15 protein-coding genes and 3 pseudogenes are annotated in these 22,373 nt (G+C 55.9%); 9 read left to right on the top strand and 9 right to left on the bottom strand.

Annotated features, from left to right (window positions below; translation table 11 throughout):
* The first annotated feature begins 122 nt into the window (after positions 1–122).
* Positions 123–536 (top strand): (R)-mandelonitrile lyase, encoded by a 414-nt coding sequence (locus tag BLT55_RS08290; RefSeq protein ID WP_054998650.1) that lies wholly within the window; start codon positions 123–125, stop codon positions 534–536.
* 24 nt (positions 537–560) lie between these two features.
* Here BLT55_RS08290 and BLT55_RS08285 read toward each other — a convergent pair whose 3' ends face one another.
* On the bottom strand, positions 561–1,376 hold the full coding sequence (locus tag BLT55_RS08285) for an SDR family oxidoreductase (protein WP_054998649.1): 816 nt from the start codon (positions 1,374–1,376) through the stop codon (positions 561–563).
* Positions 1,377–1,596: 220 nt separating this feature from the next.
* On the opposite strand from BLT55_RS08285, the gene BLT55_RS08280 reads away from it, so the two are divergent.
* The 6 genes from BLT55_RS08280 to BLT55_RS08260 all read left to right on the top strand — a co-directional run bounded on the left by BLT55_RS08280 (position 1,597) and on the right by BLT55_RS08260 (position 7,552).
* Positions 1,597–2,148: a hypothetical protein gene (locus BLT55_RS08280; RefSeq protein WP_054998648.1), complete on the top strand. Its 552-nt coding sequence runs from the start codon at positions 1,597–1,599 to the stop codon at positions 2,146–2,148.
* A 112-nt stretch (positions 2,149–2,260) separates the two neighbouring features.
* A complete protein-coding gene (locus tag BLT55_RS33910; protein WP_054998647.1) occupies positions 2,261–2,608 on the top strand; it encodes a hypothetical protein in 348 nt (115 codons plus the stop codon).
* A gap of 122 nt (positions 2,609–2,730) precedes the next feature.
* Positions 2,731–3,804: an IS630 family transposase gene (locus BLT55_RS08275; RefSeq protein ID WP_004663932.1), complete on the top strand. Its 1,074-nt coding sequence runs from the start codon at positions 2,731–2,733 to the stop codon at positions 3,802–3,804.
* A gap of 110 nt (positions 3,805–3,914) precedes the next feature.
* A complete protein-coding gene (locus BLT55_RS08270; protein ID WP_007247761.1) occupies positions 3,915–4,892 on the top strand; it encodes an IS5 family transposase in 978 nt (325 codons plus the stop codon).
* Between the two features lie 309 nt (positions 4,893–5,201).
* Positions 5,202–6,305 (top strand): IS5-like element ISPsy19 family transposase, encoded by a 1,104-nt coding sequence (locus BLT55_RS08265; RefSeq protein ID WP_004663854.1) that lies wholly within the window; start codon positions 5,202–5,204, stop codon positions 6,303–6,305.
* Positions 6,306–6,442: 137 nt separating this feature from the next.
* Entirely contained in the window at positions 6,443–7,552 is a 1,110-nt protein-coding gene (locus BLT55_RS08260; RefSeq protein ID WP_181133751.1) for a zonular occludens toxin domain-containing protein, read from the top strand.
* Positions 7,553–8,007: 455 nt separating this feature from the next.
* Here BLT55_RS08260 and BLT55_RS33430 read toward each other — a convergent pair whose 3' ends face one another.
* Entirely contained in the window at positions 8,008–8,172 is a 165-nt protein-coding gene (locus BLT55_RS33430) for a hypothetical protein (protein WP_156357492.1), read from the bottom strand.
* A 396-nt stretch (positions 8,173–8,568) separates the two neighbouring features.
* Here BLT55_RS33430 and tspO point away from each other — a divergent pair.
* Positions 8,569–9,008, top strand: a pseudogene (gene tspO / locus BLT55_RS08250) (tryptophan-rich sensory protein TspO).
* A 92-nt stretch (positions 9,009–9,100) separates the two neighbouring features.
* Here tspO and BLT55_RS08245 read toward each other — a convergent pair.
* The 3 genes from BLT55_RS08245 to BLT55_RS08230 all read right to left on the bottom strand — a co-directional run bounded on the left by BLT55_RS08245 (position 9,101) and on the right by BLT55_RS08230 (position 12,231).
* Positions 9,101–10,279: a DUF2252 domain-containing protein gene (locus tag BLT55_RS08245; protein ID WP_007249590.1), complete on the bottom strand. Its 1,179-nt coding sequence runs from the start codon at positions 10,277–10,279 to the stop codon at positions 9,101–9,103.
* Positions 10,280–10,356: 77 nt separating this feature from the next.
* Positions 10,357–10,665, bottom strand: a complete 309-nt coding sequence (locus tag BLT55_RS08235; protein WP_007249591.1) for a DUF2845 domain-containing protein — start codon at positions 10,663–10,665, stop codon at positions 10,357–10,359.
* 240 nt (positions 10,666–10,905) lie between these two features.
* Positions 10,906–12,231 carry an NAD(P)/FAD-dependent oxidoreductase gene (locus BLT55_RS08230; RefSeq protein ID WP_054998601.1) on the bottom strand — a complete coding sequence of 442 codons (1,326 nt, stop codon included), beginning with the start codon at positions 12,229–12,231 and terminating at the stop codon, positions 10,906–10,908.
* Positions 12,232–12,563: 332 nt separating this feature from the next.
* On the opposite strand from BLT55_RS08230, the gene BLT55_RS08220 reads away from it, so the two are divergent.
* Positions 12,564–13,682, top strand: coding sequence for a metallophosphoesterase (locus BLT55_RS08220; protein ID WP_054998602.1), 1,119 nt, complete (start codon positions 12,564–12,566; stop codon positions 13,680–13,682).
* A gap of 25 nt (positions 13,683–13,707) precedes the next feature.
* On the opposite strand, the gene BLT55_RS08215 is transcribed toward BLT55_RS08220, so the two are convergent.
* The 4 genes and pseudogenes from BLT55_RS08215 to BLT55_RS34730 form a co-directional block, all read right to left on the bottom strand.
* Positions 13,708–18,954 (bottom strand): DUF4011 domain-containing protein, encoded by a 5,247-nt coding sequence (locus BLT55_RS08215; RefSeq protein ID WP_054998603.1) that lies wholly within the window; start codon positions 18,952–18,954, stop codon positions 13,708–13,710.
* A 226-nt stretch (positions 18,955–19,180) separates the two neighbouring features.
* Positions 19,181–20,662, bottom strand: coding sequence for a putative bifunctional diguanylate cyclase/phosphodiesterase (locus BLT55_RS08210; protein WP_054998605.1), 1,482 nt, complete (start codon positions 20,660–20,662; stop codon positions 19,181–19,183).
* Between the two features lie 398 nt (positions 20,663–21,060).
* Positions 21,061–21,489: pseudogene (locus BLT55_RS34735) on the bottom strand (methyl-accepting chemotaxis protein); the annotation flags it as partial.
* 111 nt (positions 21,490–21,600) lie between these two features.
* A pseudogene (locus tag BLT55_RS34730) lies at positions 21,601–22,323 on the bottom strand (PAS domain-containing protein); the annotation flags it as partial.
* Positions 22,324–22,373 lie beyond the last annotated feature (50 nt).

Here is a 22,373-nt window from a genome sequence, read left to right as displayed (position 1 = left end):
AGTGGCGTTTCCCGAAGCATTGATGAGCCCAGTCGATAAGTATTTTCGAATTATAGCGGATAGTCGTTGTAGTGCGTCGTGGGTAGATTGACCCGGTGTTCACTACCACTTCGAGGAAACTCATGCTTGTCATCACTACCAGCGGCTCACAGCCCTCGGCCAGCGGCCCGGCCGATTACTTAACCGGTACCGTGCGTGTCGACGCGCCATTCAAAGGCTCGGAAGACGCCAGAGTCAGCGGCGCCACCGTGACCTTCGAGCCCGGCGCACGCACGGCCTGGCACACGCATCCGCTGGGCCAGACGCTGATCGTCACCGCAGGCGCGGGCCTAGTGCAGGAAGTCGGGCAGCCGATCCGCTCGATCAAGCCGGGCGACACCGTATGGATTCCACCCAACGTCAAACACTGGCACGGCGCGACCTTAACCACCGCCATGACCCACATCGCCATCGCTGAAGTGCTGGAGGGCAAAGTGGTCGAGTGGATGGAGCACGTCTCGGACAGTGACTACGGCGCAACGGTTGGCGGTGAATAGCGCCTACTGCGGGGCCAGTTCTCCTTACCAGTAAGAGGCCGTTACGCCGCCATCCATCAGGAAATCGCTGCCGGTGATGAACGTGCCTTCCGGGCCCATCAACAATGCTGCCAGCGCCCCGACTTCATCGGGGCTGCCGCCGCGTCCGGCCGGGCTAAGCTCGATCATTCGCCGGTAGCCCTCACCACGCGGGCCGCTCAACTCATCCTTGGCCAGCGGTGTGAAGATGATGCCGGGGCTGATGGTATTGACCCGCGCACCGCGCTTGCCCCAGCGCACGGCCTCGGCCATGACGCGCAGCGAGTTGCCGCGTTTGGACAACTGATAGGCGTGCAGCGGATCGGCAATCTGCGCTTCCTGAAGCATGGGCAACGCGAGTAACGCCTCGACCGGTGTGGAGGCCAGCGCCTTGTTTTGCTCAGGACTCAGTGCCGGCAAGCGATGACCCGATTGCGAGGCGATGACAATGGCGCTCCCGCCCTCGGTTATCACCTCGCCGAACGCATCCAGCACCAGCGCCGTGCCATACAGGTCGACACGGAGAATCGTGGCAATCGGGGCCTGGGAAGGTGAGACCCCGGCGGCATGGATCACTGCACTCACGGATCCCAGTGCCGTCGCCGTAATCACCAGCGCATCGACCGAATCACGCGAAGACACGTCGACGACGCTGGTTGTGACGTTGAAGCCAGCGTCCCGCAATACACTGGCCGCAGCCTCGGCATTATCCTGACGCAGGTCGGCGAGCAGTACGTGTTTGCCCGCGCTGACCCTGCGGGCAATGGCTTGGCCTATGGCTCCGGCGCCGATGACAACGGTGACTTGAGTGAGGTTGTTCATGAGCAATTCCTTGATGAAAGCCGGTAAGGCAGCAACTTCAATACTGACTCACTTTATTGGATCGGGATTTCATCAACAATACGCTATTGTCAACATGGTTTTATGAGCGCAACTCATGAGTTGGGTTTTCTCATGAGGGGTATCGCCGCTGTGCGGCCAATGGTAGAAATCAGCTGTAAACAGCGAGAAAATAGTGTCTGGACTATCAGGTACTCTTTCCATGATTTATGAAAACGTAGATCCCTCACTGATTGATTTTTTGCACAATCCAATGATCGCTCTGGATCAACCCATAAAAAAACCGCGCCCCGTGACATGGCAGACTCGACTACTTTACCGCGTTCCAGCGCTACGCCGACTGATAAGTGCCGAACAGGTACAGGGACTGATCATTGAAAAATTGCACGCAGGACTGGTTCGGTGCCGTAAGGAGTTGCCGCATTTTATTTTTGAAGACGGCGTGTCGCTAAATCAACACAACATGCATCGTTTTACCGATTCATTGCGCGAATATTTTAATATTTCCATTGCATTGAATAGCAGTGATGGTGACTCTGATGCACGTAAAGTGTTTATTTATAGCTTTATCCAGAGCTACACATGGGCAAGACTGGGGTACACCTGTAACCGAATCGCCGAAAGCCTGCAGCTCCGCGCGGTACATAATTTGTCCATTCTGGGTAACTCCAGGTTATGGACCACCTACTATCTGAGTGAGCAGTACGTACTGATAGCGCAAGGGTTAATGACCGCACGATTAAGGAGACGCTGATTTATTCTAAAACCCAGCTGTTGCCCCCAGATAAATCAAGGCCTCCAGAGCGTTGCAGGGACGAAAAATCGAATAAATCAGCGCCTCCTTAAGCGGTAATGCATTAGTGATCATGCCCACAAAAAAACTACAGGACCGTATCAAAGGGCATTGGCTGGCTGAAGTAATGGAGGCAGAATCCAGACTTAATGACAGTTGCGTGTTGCGCGACAGCGCTCTGATACTGCAAAAGAAAGGGCAGTTGCCAGTGGAAATGCGTGAGTCGCTGATCGCTTTTACCATGGACAAATGCCTTTCCATTCATGTCAATTATTTATCTGAGGACCTGGCGAATCACCCTGTTTTTAATCGCCTTAAGGAGACGCTGATTTATTCTAAAACCCAGCTGTTGCCCCCAGATAAATCAAGGCCTCCAGAGCGTTGCAGGGACGAAAAATCGAATAAATCAGCGCCTCCTTAAAGAAGTCGTCTATTTTGCGGTCCATCTGGAGCTCAGGGCTATTCTAGTGTGCTGTTCGCGAAATATCTTTTCGTTATTTTCGGCTACACTTCAGATGTCATCCCAGCCGTGGAGAGCTTATCGTGAGCGCTCTGGACATCACGCTTAGCCTTGAAGAAACGATCGAACTCAAACGACGCGTTCGCTCTGCCACCATACCTCAGCGAGAGGGTCGTCGAGCACGCATAATCCTGCTGGCTGCCGAAGGTGAAACCCGAGACAACATTGCACGTTTGACGGGCTTTTCCTGCCCAACGATCACGCTCTGGTGCCAGCGTTTCCAGGCTCGTCGACTGGACGGACTGGTCGACGAACCTGGGCGTGGACGCAAGTCATCTTTGCCTGCCGAGACAGTTCGCCGTGTCCTGGAACAGGTCACCCGTCCTCGCATCGGAGAACCACGCTGGAGCTGTCGGAGCATGGCAAAGGCGGCGGGTATTTCCTCGACCACCGTCCATAAGCTGTGGGCTGCCAATGATTTAAAGCCCCACCTGACGCGCACATTCAAGTTGTCCAACGATCCGCAGTTTGAGGAGAAATTCTGGGATGTGATCGGGCTTTATCTGGCCCCACCGGATAAGGCTTTAGTGTTGTGCTGTGATGAGAAAAGCCAGGTTCAGGCGTTGGAGCGAACACAGCCGGGTTTGCCTTTGGGCATCGGTCATATCCAGACTAAATCCCATGATTACACCCGTCATGGCACGGTCACGTTATTCGCCGCACTGGATTACCTCCAAGGAAAATTGATCAGCAGCATCGAGCGTCAGCACCGGCATCAAGAGTGGTTGGCCTTTCTCAAGAAGATCAATAAAGAAACGCCCAAACACCTCCAGCTTCATCTGATCGTCGATAACTACGCGACCCACAAGCATGCCGCAGTGAAGGCCTGGCTGGCGAAGCATCCGCGTTTTCATATTCATTTCACGCCGACCTCCAGCTCTTGGATGAACATGGTTGAACGCTTCTTTCGAGACATCACGGTGTATCTTCGCGACGGCAGTTTTGCCTCGGTTCGCGAGCTGGAGAGCTCCATTACAGCGTTCATGGCGTTACGTAATGCTCAGCCGACCCGATACGTTTGGAACGCAAAGGGAGAGGAGATTCTGAACAAAATTCAACGGGCGCGTGAAGCACTTGAAACCGCAGGCAATAAGTAACTTATTTCGAAAACATCACACTAGGGAGGCGCTGCAAAAATAGCCAACTGTCCCCACCCTTGGCACACTAAGTTCCTTCAACAGCCTCCCTCTCCGTGAGCGTTACGCGCGTGCAGAAGACCTTCTCCGAACTCGAATATACCGGCAAGAAAAAGCAGACTCGCCGAGATCGCTTCCTGGCTGACCTTGAACAGTTGGTGCCCTGGGCCCTGCTGGAGGCGCAAGTGGCGCCGTTTTATAGCAACACCGCAGGCAAGCGCGGACGCCCTGCGATAGGGGTGTCGCGCATGTTGCGCATGTACGTCGTGCAGCAGTGTTTCGGTTTCTCCGATGAAGGTTGCGAAGATGCCGTCTACGACAGCCAGGCCATCCGCGGTTTTATGGGTATCGACCTGGGTCGCGAGTCTGCACCGGATGCCACCACCTTGCTGCGTTTTCGCCGCTTGCTGGAAGTCCATCAGCTAACCCGGCTGCTGTTTGAAACGATTAACCAGCATCTGGCCAGCCGGGGGCTGCTGCTCAAGGAAGGCACTATCGTCGACGCTACTCTGATCGCCGCGCCGCCCTCGGTCAAGAACCGAGAAGGCAAGCGTGATCCTGAGATGCATCAGGCCAGGAAAGGCAATCAATGGCACTTTGGGATGAAGGCCCACATTGGTGTAGACGCCACGTCGGGGCTGGTGCACAGCGTAGTAGGGACGGCCGCTAACGTGGCGGATGTCACCCAGGTTGGCCAGTTGCTTCACGGTGACGAAACCTATGTTTCGGGTGACGCTGGATACACCGGTGCGGCCAAGCGACCGGAGCATGCTGAACGGGACGTTATCTGGTCGATTGCAGAACGGCCAAGCAGTTACAAGCAGCACGGCGAAGGCAGCGTGCTGTATCGGGTCAAGCGCAAAATTGAATATGCCAAGGCGCAACTGCGTGCCAAGGTCGAGCACCCCTTCCAGGTAATCAAGGTGCGCTTCAATCATCGCAAGGTTCGCTACCGTGGGCTGGAAAAGAATACAGCGCAGTTGTTCAGTTTGTTTGGGTTGGCCAATCTGATGCTGGCCAAGCGGTATTTACAACAGACGGCAGGATAAATCCGTCTGAAAGGCGGGACTGGCCCGCCTTTCAGCAAAATGAGGGCAGAAATCTGCTCGAGAAACGTAAAATAAGGCCGGCAGGTTGAAAAAAACCGGCTTGGAAATGGGGACGGTGCGAACGGGTTAATTGTTCAGCGTCTCCCTAGGGAGACGCTGATTTATTCTAAAACCCAGCTGTTGCCCCCAGATAAATCAAGGCCTCCAGAGCGTTGCAGGGACGAAAAATCGAATAAATCAGCGCCTCCTTAGAGGGTGTAGACAAAATAAATTAAACTTTCACTCCCTTGTCTGAATAGCCCTCAAGCCATGCCTAAAACCGGACGTCCTCGCTCGATTGCCGCCGAGCACTATCCCGTGCTGGTGAAACTCGCTCATGCACAGCCCTATTCCAGCCAGGCCGAATTGGCGCTCGTATTCTTCGCCGAAACCGGTATCACTGCGCATCCCGACACCTTTGCAAAAGCGTTGAAAATGGCAGGGATTACGCGTGTAAAGCAGCGGGCCAAGGGAAGTTTTCAGTCACCTGAACCTAATAAAGCCTATGGCTACAATGAAACCCACCGCCGCCAACTACCGGAGCAGCTATATCCGAGTTGCTTGACAGATACCGAGTGGGCACTGGTCGCCGACCTGTTTGAAAGCCAGGGCGGACGAGGAGTGCCACCGCTTCACTCTCGGCGCACGTTGCTGGAAGCCTGTTGCTATGTCGTACGCACGGGGTGCTCATGGCGAATGCTACCCCGCGATTTTCCTCATTGGGACAATGTCTACAAAACGTTCCGCCGGTGGAGCGCTCAAGGCAAGTTCGAGCAAATGCATGATCGCTTGCGAGCTCAATGGCGTGAGCGGGAAGAACGCGCTGACAGCCCGTCAGCAGCGATCCTGGATTCACAGTCGACCCGCAGTTCTCCTCAAGGCGGTGACAGCGGCTACGACGCAGGCAAAAAAGTGAAGGGGCGTAAACGAAGTCTGATTGTCGATACATTGGGCCTGCTGCTGGCTGTCAGTATCAGTGCTGCAAGCGTGCAGGATCGTGACGCGGCGGATGATGCGGTGGCGTACTCGAAGGAAAAATATCCGTCACTGAGCACGCTTTTTGTTGATAGTGCGTACGCAGGAAAATGGGCACAGCGCACCCATCAACTGCACGCTATCGATGTTCAAGTGATCCGTGGCCCGAATAACAGAAGAACAGGGCAATGGCACTCTGAACAAGGCGATCTATTTTCCGTGGAGCCTGTTCAGACTGGATTTGTGGTCATGCCCAAGCGATGGGTAGTGGAGCGAACTCATGCCTGGAATGAGAGAGCTCGGCGACTGATCATGCATCATGATCGCCTTTTTGCGGTAAGCGAGGCATGGGTTTGGTTGGCCGAGGCTCGAATACTCGCGCGCCGACTCACTACATGATTTTGTCTACACCCTCTAAGTATCCTCTGAAAAAGCCCATTTTTTTGGAGAGGAACCGGGCTGGAGCGCCTGTATTTACTGGCTTCGACTTTTGAAGAAAAGGCTTTTTCAGACCTTCCCTAAGGAGACGCTGATTTATTCTAAAGCACAGCTGTTGCCCCCTGATAAATCAAGGCCTCCAGAGCGTTGCAGGGACGAAAAATCGAATAAATCAGCGGCTCCCTAATGGTTCCTACAAAACTTCCGGTGCTGTCTGGGACGATGCTGTTCCCGCTGCAAAAGCTGGTCGATTGATCATCACTAATATTCGGGGTATGTCGAGTGAAAAGTTCAACAGCTTGTTTCCTGATCTTCCTGATACTTTTGATCTTCTATATATCGATCACGAGTCCCAAGAAGGTATGGACCGAATTAGAACTTGGTTCCATTGGGTGCCTAGAAACGCCTTTATGATCTTCGACGAGGCCCAGACTCTTTTTCCTCAGAAGTGGACGGACAAATACGTCGAGCGTTTCGATTTTCCCGAAGGTATGGACGCTGCCAAGGCAGCCGACCGTCCGATGAATTTCCTCGATGCCTGGACACGTCACAGGCACTGGAACTGGGACATTATTCTTACCACTCCCAATATCAAGTATGTACACACCGATATCCGTCAAACATCCGAGGCTGCATATCAGCATTCAAACCTGATGTTGCTCGGCAAGTGGTTAAAGTTCCTCGTAGCCAAAGACTACAAAGAGGCAATGCATTCAGCACAAGAGAATAGGGCGCCTACAGATGGATCAAACATTGTTGCACTCAGAAAAATTGACAAACGAGTCTTCACACTCTATGACTCAACCGCAACCGGTCAACACCGCGACACCATGGCGGGCAAAAACGCGCTCGCGTCGCCTCGCGTTGTTATTCTTCTCGCAGTATTGGTTATTATTTTCGGCACTATTTACTGGCGTAATGGGACTGGCGCTTTCAGCAATCCGTTATCTGTTGGTTCTCCTAAAACCGCTGCTCCTGTTGCTCAAAACCCTGTTCCTCAAGGTTCTGCTAAAACTCCTAACGTGGCTCCTAATATTTTACCTGATAAGCAAGTTGTGCCACTTCCTAGCGTGACGTCTGATCCATTTGGAAGTTACGAGATTGTCATTAAAGGAAGTATCACTAGGGAGGCGCTGATTTATTCGATTTTTCGTCCCTGCAACGCTCTGGAGGCCTTGATTTATCTGGGGGCAACAGCTGGGTTTTAGAATAAATCAGCGTCTCCCTAGCCAATCTCGCGGCACCATATTTGTTTTTGAGCTTTCCAAAGGCGACCGCACTTTCTCTCAGACCAGCCGTGACATGCTCGCGGCCGGCTACGCCATTTTTCCGCATGGTGGCTGCGTGGCTGAACTGCATTACCGTGGTGAGCAACGTACCGTTGCCTGTCTTGGCTCTTCGTCCAGCGGCGGTGGCGAGAAGTGGCTCGGTGCAGAGCGACGAGCCGCCGCCGCTGGACCAACTTCTTCATCTTCCCATCCGCCCACAAGTTCAGGTACACAAACGCCAGCCTCGAAAGGCGCTAGCTTCACTGTGGTTGCTGACAGCAGCCGCACGCCGCGCACGATCAATTGATCTGCAGAACGACGCAGGATGGGAATTCAAAGGTACGCATAATGTATATTATGTTAAATTGTATCTATTTGTGACTGTGACTCTAGTGTCACCGGTACTCATAACCCATTACAAGCATACGATGCTGTTGCGCCAGTCGCGTTTTGAGTGGAAAACACCCCTCAATCTCCTCAACCCCTTGATTCCCTTGGGCTTGAGCATACTCGGCAAGCAACCTTGGTAAAAAACTCATCAAAAAATCCTTTTCAAGCATTGCTCCATAACTTGCTGTTTTTTGAGTTTCTAGGGAGGCGCTGATTTATTCGATTTTTCGTCCCTGCAACGCTCTGGAGGCCTTGATTTATCTGGGGGCAACAGCTGGGTTTTAGAATAAATCAGCGTCTCCCTAAGCTTACCAGAGAACTATCGTGGTTCAGTATAATGCGACATCAAATAGTTCTGTATGCAAAACCAACAACTCTACTGCTACGCGTTAGCGCCTCTTACGCAGAGCGAGCCTTTACGTGCACAAAAAATCTGCAGTGGCCCATCAATGGAATCCTTTTTATCTGGGCTGAACCAGAAAAAAGGACCTTTCTATCGCAAAGGCGTCAAAACTTTTGGCAGCCACTAATCTCCAGCTTCAGACCGCCTTAACCCAGGACCCCCCATGACCTTCCTAATCTACCTGCTAGCATGCTGCGCCGCCGGAGCTACCGGCATCATCTTCAAGCCAACGCATGGTATCAAGCGCTCAAAAAACCAGCGTTCACTCCACCTGACTGGGCGTTTCCGGTCGCATGGACGACGATCTATCTGCTTCTCGCCTGGGCTGGCTATCGCTTGACCCTGTTGCCAGGCAGCGAGACCTTGCTGGCCTTGTGGGCTGCTCAGATTGCGTTGAATACGCTATGGACGCCGGTGTTTTTCGGAGCGCATCGCATCCTCGCGGCGATGGTCATTCTTGCTATGCTCTGGATCGTCGTGGCCGTGATGGTTGTGATGGCATTGCAGCTGGACGTGGTCACAGGGCTGATTTTATTGCCGTATCTGGCGTGGCTATCGGTGGCAGCGGCGCTGAACTTTTCCATTCGGCGTCACAATAAATGACGCGATTTCAGGCAGCTTGCAGACAGAGATCACCCCGGTCGGCCGCTCAGGACGCGTACCTATGCGTTTCAAGCGGCCGGTCGGAAACAATGCTACAGCGCGTAGCGCCGGCAATGCTCCAGATAGCTTTGCTCATGGTTGCCCACCAGTTGAACAACACTCGACCACAGCCAGGAAGGTGCATCCAGCGTTCGGGAGCGGTTGGTTTGCAGATCGCGGATCCACGCCGTACGCGTCGCCAGATCCATCTGCCTGGCGTGGGCGATGCCAACCACTTTTGCAAGATACGCCGCTGCCTGCATGGCTTCCGGCTGGGTGAGTTCATCGAGCTCCAGCTTCATGTCTTGAGGAAGCAGCTCACGGATGAAGAACGAATGATCGAGCATCTGCACCGCAACCATTCTGCTTCCCAGGCCAGGCGAAAGATGCCTTGCGCCCTCCACTACTCGCCGGCCATTGTCTCTCGGCATGCGCGCTCTGGCCGTTCGCGGGGCGGCGGCTGCGACGGCTTCCTTGATATCCAGCAGGCAGAATTCCTGATCATCGTCGTCGCCAACGCCCATTAATACTGCATAGCGAAGCAGCCCCAGAGAACTGCAGCCCTTTACCCAATAGGCTGAGTCGAGTAACTGCACGCTGTCATCGGGTGATCGTCCTTTGAGCGATGTCACCAAAGCGTGGATATCCGGCGTGGCGCACAGCGCTTTGATCGCATCGCGTTCCGCACGGGACAGTGCCCAGAAATGCTTGCCCAGCGGGATGGTGGGTCGCATGTCTTCAATACGTTCCGTGGCCAGGTGCTTCCATGTGCGCTGCACGGCGCTGCGCATCCCGGCTTTCACATGTGCAGGTCGATCAGGCTCTTCGTCGCCGTTGTCCATGAACGCCTGTTCATAACCCTGCATCATCTCTTCCAGCATTCGCGCGGTGGTGACGCCCGGCAGATCGGAGCCCCGAGCAGCGGTTGCCAGGGACAACCCGAGCCTTACCAGGTCGTGGGCCGGATTTCCGACCACGGATTGATCCAGATCGCGTATGTGGATGTCGATTCGCCCTTTCAAATCGCCGGTAGGCCCTAGATTGCCAGCATGGCAGTCCCCACAAATCCACACCGGCGGGCCGCTCGGCAAGCGTCTTCCGGGCTGGCTATTGAGCCACTCGTAGAACTGCGCCGTATTGCCTCGAACGAAGGCATGCGCAGAGCGGGCCATCTTCAGATTACGCAGGTTGGTCAGGGGTTGAAGCCGTGCGGTGGGTCGGGGCGTTTTCATCGGAAAACCTTGAAGATAGATACTCCATTGACTCGCGTCGCTCGGCTAATGTTTCAAGATATTTCGAGTTTTCTGATTCATTCACGCTTCATGTCAATCTCGACAAGCTTTTCATCTATAAACCGAAGGTATTGATAGGAGCCGCCATCTGGACCATAAACGAATACCGTTATGGTCGCAGCGTTCAGTCTCGGAACGCCATTGGCCCGTCTGGCCGGGCCTTCGCTGCTCTTTTTGGGTGGCGGACCGCACCTGTCCAGCACCGTCGCCATAGAGTCACCTTCACTGATTAACGCCGTACCACAGCGCATGGTCGCGTTCGCGGTTCCGATAACGCTGGCAAGAACAACACATACGTAAGTCAGGACGCGTTTTTTACGCCGCATGTTCATGCGCTCCAGTCAAACCGCAGCCATAAAAAAACCCGCCGAAGCGGGTCGTTTTTCTATCAATACCATTCCAACATCCTGTCGGTAGCCATCTTGGCAATGGTGATCATCCTTGACCTCCGTAGCGCTTCCTGCGCTGCGGTTGATGGGTGTAGATTGCGCCTTGTTCGAGGCGCGGTACAGAGTGGATCCACTCCACTGCGTGTAAGCCTTTTGCTATACGCGCCCTCTTCGTATTCAAAAATCAGCAACCTTGCCCCAAGCGGACGATTGAAAACGGTCCGGGTGGTAAGGGCGCGGGTCGACGATAGGCTTTGCGCCGCTGACGATATCAGCGATCAGATGACCGGCGCCTGGACCGATGCCAAAGCCATGTCCGCTAAACCCCGCTGCCAGTACCAGGCCCGGCAGACTGGCCATTTCGCCGATCCCGGGCACGCCATCAGGCGGGCTGTCTACGTAGCCCGCCCAGGCAGCCTTTATCGAGGTCGCTTTCAATAGCGGGATAAGTTCAACCGCGCGCTTGTAGGTCAGCTCGACCGCAGAAGCATCTGGTTTCGGGTCGAGAATTCGCATCTTCTCCATCGGCGTCGGTTGGTCCAGCCGCCAGCGTTTCCAGCTTTCATGACCCGAGCGCAAGCCCTCCAGCCCACCTGGCGCAAGGTTGCGCCATCTGCGCTGAAACATGGGCAGAAACTGCGTGGCAAAACCGAGCAGTTGAGGCGTGACGTCGACACGTCCACGGCCGCTGATGGCCAGCGTGTAGCTGCCGTCGAAGCGGCGCGTCATCGACACACCCGCCGTGTGCAGCGCGCTGGGTATCTCTCCATCCGGAGGCGAGACAGAAAGCACGGTCTGGCGAATGCTGGCCTGCGGGAAGCGAATCCCGTACTGCCGGCAAAAGGACGAGGCCCATGCGCCAGCGGAAAGCACAGCAATCCGGGTGCGGATGGTGCCTTTTTCAGTCACCACCGCAGACAACCGGCCCCCTTCGGTTTCGACACCTCGAACCGCGCAGCCCTGATGCACGGTGCTGCCCAATGCCATGATTGCGCGCGCCACTGCGGGGGCAGCTCGGGATGGGTCCGCAATGCCGTCGGAAGGTGAAAACACCCCGCCTTTCCAGTGTTTTCCGGTCGCCTTGCCGCGTTCGGCGGCTTGCTCTGCGCTGAGCATGTGGGTCTCGACATTGACGGTCCGGGCGAATTCGCCCCAACTCGCCCACCCAGCGAGCTCTTTTTCGTCATTGCTCAGGTACAGCAGGCCGCAACGCGTGAATCCCGTCTGTTCGCCTGTATCTGCGCCGAATTGCTCCCACAAGTCCAGGCTTTTGGTTGCCATCGGCAGCTCGCGCGCATCGCGATTCTGCTGACGACACCAGCCCCAGTTACGACTCGATTGTTCAGCGCCAATACGCCCCTTTTCCACCAGCGCGACCTTCATGCCGCGTTTCGCCAAGTAATACGCTGTAAACGCCCCGATGATGCCGCCGCCAATAACTACCACATCAGCCTCCGCCGGTAGCTCGGGAGAGGTTTCTACAGAAATCAAAGGTGCTGGCATTGTTAAGTATCCATTGAAAATCGATGTCGGCGCTGGCGGCACCCGTTGGTTCGAGTCGACTCAGGCGCAGTGGGGGCTTCTGGACGTATTACATCACCATGAAGCCATGCATGAAGGGCTGAAAGTAAGGCTGTGCTGGCATGATCCACTGTTTGGCAAGCCTGCCTCGGCATACTTTGCGGACACCACCGATTTTGCGCTTGTGAGTCTCCTGCTTATGTGGCGTGATTGCACCTGACTATTTGATGAAGGACAGGGCAAATGCATCGCAGGCAATCGCGGGGAACACCAGTGACGGAACAGCGAGCGTTAATTTTCAAGGGAGTGAGTTGATGTTCCATGTCATGTTCAGCCTGCCCTGCCTTTACGTCATCGTGCGCTATCTGTGGCCCATGCCATGGATGCCACGAACCAAAATTGCCGTGGGCGTGTTACTTATCCTTGCTTCGCAATATCACCTGTATTGCCGATTTTCGTCCGGCAGCGTGTTTTCGCCAGAGTTTCCACGCGACATTGTCATGCTCTTCAACTGGGCGTTCGGCGCGATTCTGTTATTGGCTGTGCTGCAAATCATTGTCGACCTGGGCACTTTGCTGACGATGCTGATCCGGCGGCGATGGCTGATCATTCCCGCGAAGCTGCGGTATGCCATTGGCATAGCCGCCTTATTGCTGGCGGCAATCGGTGTTCAGCAGGCAGTGCGTGTGCCGCCGGTGAAAGATCTCGAGATTGCGATCAAAAACCTGCCCCCGCAATTCGACGGCTACAAGGTCTTGCAGCTGACTGACATGCACATCAGTCGCCTGTTTGATGCGCCATGGACGCAAGCGGTCGTCAAGGAATCGAATGCCTTGGGTGTCGACCTGATCGTTATCACTGGTGATCTGATCGATGGCTCGCTCAGTGACCGCAAGCAGGACATTGATGCCCTGCGCGATCTGCGTGCGCCGGACGGCGTTTATGTTATCCCCGGCAACCACGAATACTTCTTCGATAACGAAGCGTGGATGCAGCACTTTGTCTCGTTGGGCATGGTGCCACTCGCGAACAGCCACACGTTGATCGAGCATGATGGTGCGCGGATTGCACTGGCTGGCGTGACGGATGTAACGGCACCGAAAACAGGCTTCCCCGCCCCTGACGTCCAGAAAGCCATAAACGGCATCGCAAAGGACATACCGATCATCCTGCTCGACCATCAGCCAAGAAATGCGCGGGAAACAGCGACCCAAGGGGTGGCGTTACAACTTTCAGGGCACACCCATGGTGGAATGATCTTTGGTCTCCACCGACTGTTGGCCCTGGCAAACGGGGGATTTGTATCGGGGCTTTACGATGTCGACGGTATGCAGTTGTACGTCAATAACGGCACCGCACTCTGGCCTGGATTCGCCATCCGCCTTGGCCAACCCTCGGAACTGACGCGCATCACGCTTCGAAGGGCGCCGTAGCGCCCCGCAGCGGAGCGCCAGGTCTTCATGCGTTGATGCCGGAGTCAGCCGAGAAATCGATGACCACCGGCACTGCCGGAGGCTGCTCGTTTGCCTGACTGTCGACGGCCTCCAACCGGGTTTCAGCCAGAAGGTCGTTCAACGCTGCGTGCAGCCGCTGTAATGCGCCCTCCTTGTCGACCCACCATTCGGTGGACCACAGGCGCACTAGATTCCATCCGAGGCCATTCAGAATCGCGCCTCGGACCTTATCCCGGTCCCGGGCAGTGGCAGCGCTGTGATAAGTCGCCCCATCGCATTCAACGCCAGCCAGATAATCGCCTGGACCGTCAGGATGAACGACCCCCAGATCGATGCGGAAACGCGACACGCCAATCTGCGGGACGACTTGCCAGCCAAGACGCCTCAGCCCTTGAGCGACGGCTTCTTCGAACGGCGAGTCATAACCGCCAACCGAGCCCTGGATGGCCTCTGCAAGGGCCTTTGGCCCCCGCTGAGCGAACTCGATGAAATGCTTCAGATCCCGGACCGCGCGAGCATTGGTCCGGTTCAGGTCGATCATTGACGGATCGAAGGACGAGAACACCAGCATTTCCCGACGGGAACGCGTGATCGCGACGTTCAGTCTGCGCCATCCGCCGTCCTTGTTGAGTGGCCCGAAGTTCATGGACATGACCTGCGCACCCGGCTCGGTCGGGCCATAGCCGATCCCGAGCATAATGAGATCTCGCTCGTCGCCCTGGACTGTTTCCAGGTTCTTGACGACAACGGGCTCGGTCAGCGTGTCCTGGAAAAACGGTTCGATCTGCGGGTATTGTTTGCGAGCCATATCCAGCAGGTCGTTGATCAGCTTTTGCTGATCGGAATTGAGCGTGATGATCCCGATCGAATGACCCGCCGCCACGAACGCGGGATCGGTCAGGCGTTTGACGGTCTCGCTCACAATAGCTTCGGCCTCAGCCTGGTTGTAACGCCCTTTTCCTTTCGCATAGACACCATCGACCCTGCGCCACTCGACAGCACTTGCGCGAGTCTCTGCGGCCGGGAACGTAATAAGATGACTGTCGTAGTAGCGGTGATTGGAGAACGCGATCAGGCTTTCATGGCGACTGCGGTAGTGCCAGCTCAGACTATGGCTCGGCACCCCGGCTGCCAGGCATTCGTCCAGAATGCTCTCCATGTCTTCGGCGGTGTCGTCGTCGCTGGCATTCGGGCCGCGATTGAAAAAGTTCGTAGGCGGCATCTGACGCGGATCACCTGCGATAATCACTTGCCGGCCCCGGGCTATCGAGCCGATTGCGTCCCATGGCGCGATCTGCGACGCCTCGTCGAAAATGACCAGATCGAACGGAGGTTGATCGGCGGGCAAGAACTGCGCAATCGATAGCGGGCTCATGAGCATGCACGGCGCCAGACGATTCAACGCATCGCCCATTTCAATAGCCAGTTGCCGGACAGGTTTGTGCCGGCGCGACTTCTGCAATTCGTGCTTGAGAATGGCGAAGCCGCTGCTTTTGGGAATGTCATTTTTCGAAGGAATCAAGCCACAGAGCTTTGCCCGAATATAGCGTACGGTCAGTTTCGCCATTTCGTCGTCGAGACGAACGAAAGCGCTGATGTCACTCATGTGCTCGGCAGCCACGAAATTCCTCAAGAGCGGTTCGCCATCGATACCCTGCGTAGCGAACCAGTGGGCATAGGCCGTGACGAACGTCTCCTCGCTGGCAGACGGCGCCAGCCTTCCGGCCTCAAGCGCCAATGCCAGACTTGTCAGACCTGCTTCGCCCGCCTGCTCGCGCACGCGGCACCAGTCGCACCAAGCCTTCAGTTGCTCTTCGTGCTGCTGGATGGAAAGCGAAGTCGCTCGCAACGCTGCAACGCCCGGATGCGCGTCAGTACCCATTGCAGCCAGCCCGGCAAACAGTTGAGCGGCTTCTTCATAGCGAGTCAGGCTCTGTTGCAACGTTGATAACGCTGTGCTGATTTGCCCACCGGGGGCCAACATTTCATTTGCGTCGATGACCAGCCGCGCGACCGCTGCGCGCAATGAAACCAGATGGTCCGGTGATTCGGCCAGACTGCTGAGCAGCCCGCGCAGTTTTTCAGCCAGCGAGGCTGCACTGAACAGACGCGAAACATCGCTGCTCAGGCCTTGCCAGCCCGGGATCGACTGCAGGTCACCGGCCAGCGCGTCCAGCTCCGTGAGTTGCGAATGCAGACGCTCGAAGATGGCGAGGTCGCCGAGGGTGTCCGGAAGACCGACAGCGCCGCCTGAAGAGGCCAGTTCCCTGGCCACTTTTTTCTTGGCGAACGTTGCCATGAACCAGAATTTGCCCTCGGCCTCACGCCATTCGCCGCGCATGGCCTCAACGGGAATGCGACGGCATGCTTCATCTGCGTAATCCAGCGAAAGGCTTTCCTCAAGCTCCCGATAACTTTCGATCAACTGACACGCGCGCCGGGTGGCGTCGATACGCGCGACAGCATCGGGGGCAAATGCAAATGAAAGGTTCAGGCCGCAGGATTCCAGGACCAGCGTCGCCAGCTCGCTGAGCTGCCGGACCTGCCCCACTTCTGCCACAGGCAAATTCAGGTGCATCAGCCCAAGCAGTCTTTCGCTTGCGGTATTCAGCGCATCAACAGCCTGCGGCACCTCACGTGCGGCGTTCGCAATGTTCGCCTGCCAGGCGTTCGACCATTGAGTCTGTGCCAGAGCGCCAAACCTGTCTGACAGGTCACGGGCGGCAGCACCGTTCAAACCCAGTCGACGCGACAGATCAAGCAACTGGCCATACGCTGCGGCATCATGCTCCGTGCCCGCTGGCCAGACCAGTCTCGGCGTTTGAGGGCCGTGATCACGAATCACGCGACCAATCGCCTGATGCAGGGACAGGCCGTTTGGCCAGCGTCGATGCAAGACATCAACCAGTTGGTTGAGTTTCGAGCGCAAGGCCTGCAACCGAGTGGCTTCGCGCTGCCATTCTTCGGCGCTCAATGCGTCGCTGACATCCCAGGCGCGGTCCAGTTGCTTGAGCACTTCAACTTTGGACGCCTTGCTTGAATGCAGCTCGAGGCAAAATTCGCCCAGCCCCTTTTCTGCCAGACGACGATAAACCACGTCCAGCGCCGCACGTTTCTCTGCCACGAACAGCACCCGACGGCCCAACGCCAGGTTGTGGGCAATCATGTTGGCGATGGTCTGTGACTTACCGGTTCCCGGCGGTCCATCCATGACGAAGCTGCGAGTGCCAGCAGATGCCACCACGGCAGCTAACTGTGACGAGTCGGCAGGCAGCGGGGCAAAAAGCTGCGCGGGTGTTACCGATGAGTCCAGGCATTCAGGCCGTGGATACTCGTCTGAGCCGGAAAACCCCTCACCGGCTTCACCCGGCTCCAACAGATGCTTGACCAAGGGACTTTGCAACAGCTGCGCGGCGTTGGCGTTCAGGTCCTTCCACATCAAGTATTTGGCGAACGAGAAAGTGCCCAACACCAGCTCGTTACTCACCTCGAATCCTGGTACGTCGCGGACCGCTCGCCGCACGATGTTCCAGATGCCTAGCACATCAATGCCGCTTTCATCACCGGGTAACTCGCCGTCCAGCCCTGGAATCATCAATTCGAAATCATGCCGCAGCAGTTCCAGCAGCGTCAGGTTGAAACGTGGCTCTTCATCAAGAAGGCTGAGTGTCACCCCGGACAAGGCACTTTTGCGTTCAAGTTTTACCGGCAGCAAGATCAACGGTGCAGAGTAGGTTTTCGGGTCTTCTGCACTTTTTTTCCATTTGAGAAAGCCAATGGCCAGAAATAGCGTGTTCGCCCCACCCTCCTCCAGATCGCTGCGTGCTTTTCGGAACAGATCAATCAGCGTTGCTTCAAGCTTGACCTTTTCCAGGCTGGCGAGCACTTCACCCCGTGCAAGTGCCTGCCGAGCGACCTCGTCGATCAGGCTTTCATTATTCTGCTGCTCGTACAGCGCCACATCGCGGCCACTGCTGTTCAGGTCAGGTACTGGCACCACACGAATGCGCTGACCGCTGGAAAGAAGGTCTTCCAGCGCTGCCGGGTCCGGGCACAGCAGACGCACGCCCTTGGCGCTGTCCGGAAGGTGCAGGAGGCGGTTGCGAGTCGTCAGATCAAGCAATTTGCGTTGCCACAGCGTCAGCTTGCCAGCGTGGCCTTCGTCAATCGTATTGATCTCGACATCGAACCCCGGGAGTGCCGGGGCTTCTTCCAACCCTTCGACAGCCGGCGCAGCATCGGCGGTCGCATCGGGTGCCTGCGCCACTGAAACGAGCGCCATCGGCCGGATCTTCTGCATCCGGGCACGGTGCAAATCGATAGCCATGATGAACTGCTCATCATCGAGTTGCCGCTCGGCCGCCGCAATGGCCTGAGAAAAACCAGGCGCAGGTGCCTGTGTGGCAAGCGTGGTTTCGAATACCACCATTTTCTTCAGATCCAGACGCTTGCGCACTGCCGACGCTTCATCGGTCAACAGTTGGGAAAATTCCTGAGGCTGCAACCAGACGCCTGCGAAGGCATGGCCTTTGGTCATGATCAACAGGGCATTCAATCCCGCCTGCTCCAACGCAGCAGCAAACAGCAGCGCGGTGTCCAGGCAGGTCGCTACACCGTTTTCCAGAATCACACTCGGAGGCCTGACCTTCTGGCCCTGCTGCTCAAAGCTGGCGGGAGGTAATGCGTAGCTCAACTGAAAGCTGCACACCCCGGACCAGATGGCGGAGGCAAGCTCCCAGGTACGCGTGCGCGATTTTCCTTCGTAGCCGTCAATGCCATCCTTCTTGCCCGCCCGCCGTAACACCTGTGAAGCGGCTTTGAGCACGCGATCGACTGCGGGATCATTGGGCATACAAAAGGCTGCCAGCAACTCCGGCATGGCGCTCAAGCCGCCCCACTCAGTGCGAGCCAGCAGTTCGGTCGGGAAGCGCTGCTCGACTAGCAGGTTGTCGCCTTGGGACAGGCGCATAGTGACATCGGCGCTGAGGCTTTCAGTCAGCCCGGACAAGTAACCCGCATTGAGCTTGATGTCGCGTTCAGAGATGCTGAGGCGATCACCTGCATGGATGCGGTCTATGTGCCAGGTACGATTTTCAACGAAATCCGGGTCGGTGCTTAAACTCAGGGTCAGGTTTTCAAAGCTGGTTTCTTCCAGGTTCCAGATACTCAATTCACGTACCAGCGGCACGGCGTTCTGGTGGGAGGCGAAACCGATCTTCCGGGCGATCAGCGCCTCAATCTTGATGTTCATCCACGGGCTCCTGGAGCTGCGAGCGCTGACCTCATAAAGAGGCAGCCAAATGCGCATATAGTCCATGAGTAATCGATGTTAGGGAACTGTTTATAAATCAGAAGGTTTGAACGGTGCCGGTGGCCATGCCCACGCTGTGCACTCGTCGGTATGCACAGGTCTGGATAAGCGCCTCACATGCATACCGGCCCGGAACATTACGAGAGAGTTGCCTGAAATCATTGCGCTATCCAGCGCGGGCTTGCGCCCTGACCGGCCCGGCAAGCTCGTTCATTGCCAGCAGCGCTGTCACCTGAGCCAACGGCAAAGGCCGTCCAAACAAGTAACCCTGAGCAAAGTCGCACTCATGAGTGGCTAACCAGTCTGCCAGCTCCTCGTGCTCCACACCCTCTGCGGTGATTTTCATGCGCAGGCTTTTACCCAGGGCAAGAATGGCCTTGATCATCTCGTTCTGGTTATCCAGCGACGTGTCAAAAAAAGATCGATCAATCTTGATTTTATCGATAGCAAGTTTGGTCAAGTGATAAAGCCCTGAATAGCCGGTACCGAAATCGTCCAGAGCGACACTCACCCCCATCGCGCGCAGACGTTCCAGGTTCAAGCGTGCACTGTCGACGTTGGCCACAAGGGCATTCTCTGTCACTTCTACTTCCAGCCGGTTCAGCGGAAAGTTGCCTTCGCGTGCCAACTGCTCCAGCCAGTCGGGAAAGTCGAGGCTCTCTATCATCAGCGACGTCACGTTGATCGACAGGGTAAAGTCGCTCGGCCACTCACGCGCCTGATCAAAGGCCTGAAGCAACAGGCTTTCAGTGAGCTGCTTGATCAGCCCCAACTGTTCCGCCACAGGGATGAAATCGAGCGGCAGGATGATACCGCGCTCGGGGTGCAACCATCGCGCCAGCAGTTCGAACCCCGCAAGGCGCTGGTCGGGAAGACTGACGATAGGCTGATAGAACGGCTGTATATGTTTCTCTGCAATGGCGTACCTCAGTTCCTGGGCGAATAACTCTTGCTGGCGTTGTTCGCGCTCATAACTGACTTCATAGAAATGAAACGTGGCACGGCCGCTGTTTTTACCGCGATACATGGCGCTGTCAGCACGTTGCAGCAGTATTTCCGCGTCGGAGCCATCAAGTGGCGAGATGGCAACGCCCAAGGTCGCAGTCAGGGTCATGCGCGGCAAACAGGCACTGGACGCTGCGATGTTGGCCAAGACACTTTCCGCCAGTGTCGCGAGTTCGATTTGACTGAAGTCACCACTGACCGCCAGACCGAACTCGTCTCCTCCCAGCCTTGCCACTGAGGCCTGCCAGCCCATCGTTGCCTCTCGCAGGCTGTCCGCGACGGCGCAAATAGCGGCATCGCCCACCGCATGGCCGTGGGTGTCGTTGATGAGTTTGAATTTATCCAGGTCAATCAGGAAAACAGCCGTCTGCACAGAAGCTTGCTGCACGCGTGCAACCAGTTGCTCGTGAAACACGCGACGATTGAGCAGCCCGGACAAGGGATCGTGACGGGCCAGAGAGTCACTGAGCGCCTGCGCCGCGAGCAAATCGTTGTAGCTGCCTTGCAACCGTTGCATCAGGCGCATCAACAGAATGAACGGTACGACCATCGACAGCAGCGCAAAGCCGGTCGACGTCAACACGAACCGCCAGCGCTCGGCGTCTTCGAAGTCCGGGTCATAAGGTAAGTTCAGCATGTACATGGCAACGGATTCGAGCTTGAATTCCCATACCACCGCCAGCAGGAAGATAGAAAAGAAATAAAGCCACAACACGGTGTAAAGGTATTTACGAACCATTTGCGGGCTGCGGATGAATGACATGGATTTACGCTCGAATGACTACGGATGCTACGTCTATAGGCAGGTTATCGGTAGTCAGGCGTCAGGCTTTAAGAGAGATAGCTCCGAATACCCACGTTGTCCACTGCACCCGTGTGTCGCTGTTCCACAACGTTTATAAAACAGTCCATTAAACTTTATGTCAGGTTCAATTGTTGATGAGCCCGAAAAACCAGACGGTCGCCCCTTACCTCGTGCCCAGATCACGTTGGCACGAGATTAAAATGGACTTCCTGTCAAACCTGTCTGATAACGTGCAATTAACTCGAGCGTTGATTAACGAAACGACTGACGGCCGTGACTACCGTATTCGCGCCCTGTTGAATTTCCTGAATGACACGATCTGCGTCGTTGGCCAGTACCAGCGCTTCTGAAGCCTGTTCGGTGCTGCGGACAATGACCGCCACGGCTTCTGACGCCAGGCTTTGATTCTTTTTCACCACGTTGACAATTTCTTCTGCCGCCTTGGTCGTGCGTGAAGCCAACTGCCGTACTTCGTCGGCCACCACCGCGAACCCCCTGCCCTGTTCGCCCGCTCTGGCCGCTTCAATGGCCGCGTTCAAGGCGAGCAAATTGGTTTGCTCGGCGATCCCGCTGATGGTTTTTATAATCGTGCCGATCACCTGGCTTTGCGAGTCCAGCGCCTGAATACCTTGTGTGGCCTCCTCCATCGAGATCGTCAGTTGGCCTAACGTGTGCAGTGTGTCTTTGATCACTTTGCGCCCTTGTTGGGCACTGCTGTCAGTATCAATAGACGTCTGATAGGCCATGTCCGACGCCTCGGCTACGGCTTTTTCACGTTCGACCTGTTCAGTAATAACCGTCGCAAACTTTGCGATTTTATAGAGTTTGCCGTTTGCGTCGGTAATCGGGTTGTAGGACGCCTCCAGCCAGACATCGCGGCCGGACTTGTCAATCCGTCGAAAGCGATCGACGATGAACTCACCGCGACGCAGCCTTTCCCAGAAGTGGCTATACGCTTCGCAGGCGGACTCTTCCGGCAAACAGAAGATCTTGTGGTGTTTGCCCTTTATCTGATTCAGCTCATAACCCATTGCTTTCAGGAAGTTATCATTGGCGCCAATGACAATCCCTTCCAGCGTGAAGTCGATAACGGCGGTGGAGCGCTGCAATGCATTGACCAGCGCCTCATTTTCACGTGAGGCCTCAATCGTTCGGGTCAGGACACTGGAGTACAACGTGATCTGCTCGACGCCGCCCGTTTCATTTTTAAAAGGCACGACCACGGTCCTCAACCAGACCCTGGCGCCTGTCTTGCTGACCAACCGCAACGTGCCACTGAAGTGTTTGCCGTCGCGGATCGCAGCCAGCGCGCGCTTCTGATGCGTATCACCGCTCAGCTCCGGCGGGCTCAGCTCGGAAAGACTACGACCAGCAATCTCGCCCTGTGAATAGCTCATCTCCGTCTCGAACAAGGCGTTGACGGTCTGCACTTTACCCAACCCGTCGAGAACGACGGCAACAGTCTCCAGATTCAGGATTTGCCCGGCTTGTTCAAGCATGGCGAGGCGGCGCTCCAATGCCTGGTTGGTCTTTTTCAACTGAGAGTTAA

Origin of the sequence: Pseudomonas cannabina, from assembly GCF_900100365.1 — a bacterium.
Taxonomy (GTDB): Bacteria; Pseudomonadota; Gammaproteobacteria; order Pseudomonadales; family Pseudomonadaceae; genus Aquipseudomonas; species Aquipseudomonas cannabina.
This window is presented reverse-complemented; position numbering and strand designations above follow the sequence as displayed.

Coding starts and splice junctions, on each gene's coding strand:
- BLT55_RS08290 (WP_054998650.1), top strand. CDS start 123: ATGCTTGTCATCACTACCAGCGGCTCACAGCCCTCGGCCAGCGGCCCG.
- BLT55_RS08285 (WP_054998649.1), bottom strand. CDS start 1,376: ATGAACAACCTCACTCAAGTCACCGTTGTCATCGGCGCCGGAGCCATA.
- BLT55_RS08280 (WP_054998648.1), top strand. CDS start 1,597: ATGATTTATGAAAACGTAGATCCCTCACTGATTGATTTTTTGCACAAT.
- BLT55_RS33910 (WP_054998647.1), top strand. CDS start 2,261: ATGCCCACAAAAAAACTACAGGACCGTATCAAAGGGCATTGGCTGGCT.
- BLT55_RS08265 (WP_004663854.1), top strand. CDS start 5,202: ATGCCTAAAACCGGACGTCCTCGCTCGATTGCCGCCGAGCACTATCCC.
- BLT55_RS33430 (WP_156357492.1), bottom strand. CDS start 8,172: ATGCTTGAAAAGGATTTTTTGATGAGTTTTTTACCAAGGTTGCTTGCC.
- BLT55_RS08245 (WP_007249590.1), bottom strand. CDS start 10,279: ATGAAAACGCCCCGACCCACCGCACGGCTTCAACCCCTGACCAACCTG.
- BLT55_RS08235 (WP_007249591.1), bottom strand. CDS start 10,665: ATGCGGCGTAAAAAACGCGTCCTGACTTACGTATGTGTTGTTCTTGCC.
- BLT55_RS08230 (WP_054998601.1), bottom strand. CDS start 12,231: ATGCCAGCACCTTTGATTTCTGTAGAAACCTCTCCCGAGCTACCGGCG.
- BLT55_RS08220 (WP_054998602.1), top strand. CDS start 12,564: ATGTTCCATGTCATGTTCAGCCTGCCCTGCCTTTACGTCATCGTGCGC.
- BLT55_RS08215 (WP_054998603.1), bottom strand. CDS start 18,954: ATGAACATCAAGATTGAGGCGCTGATCGCCCGGAAGATCGGTTTCGCC.
- BLT55_RS08210 (WP_054998605.1), bottom strand. CDS start 20,662: ATGTACATGCTGAACTTACCTTATGACCCGGACTTCGAAGACGCCGAG.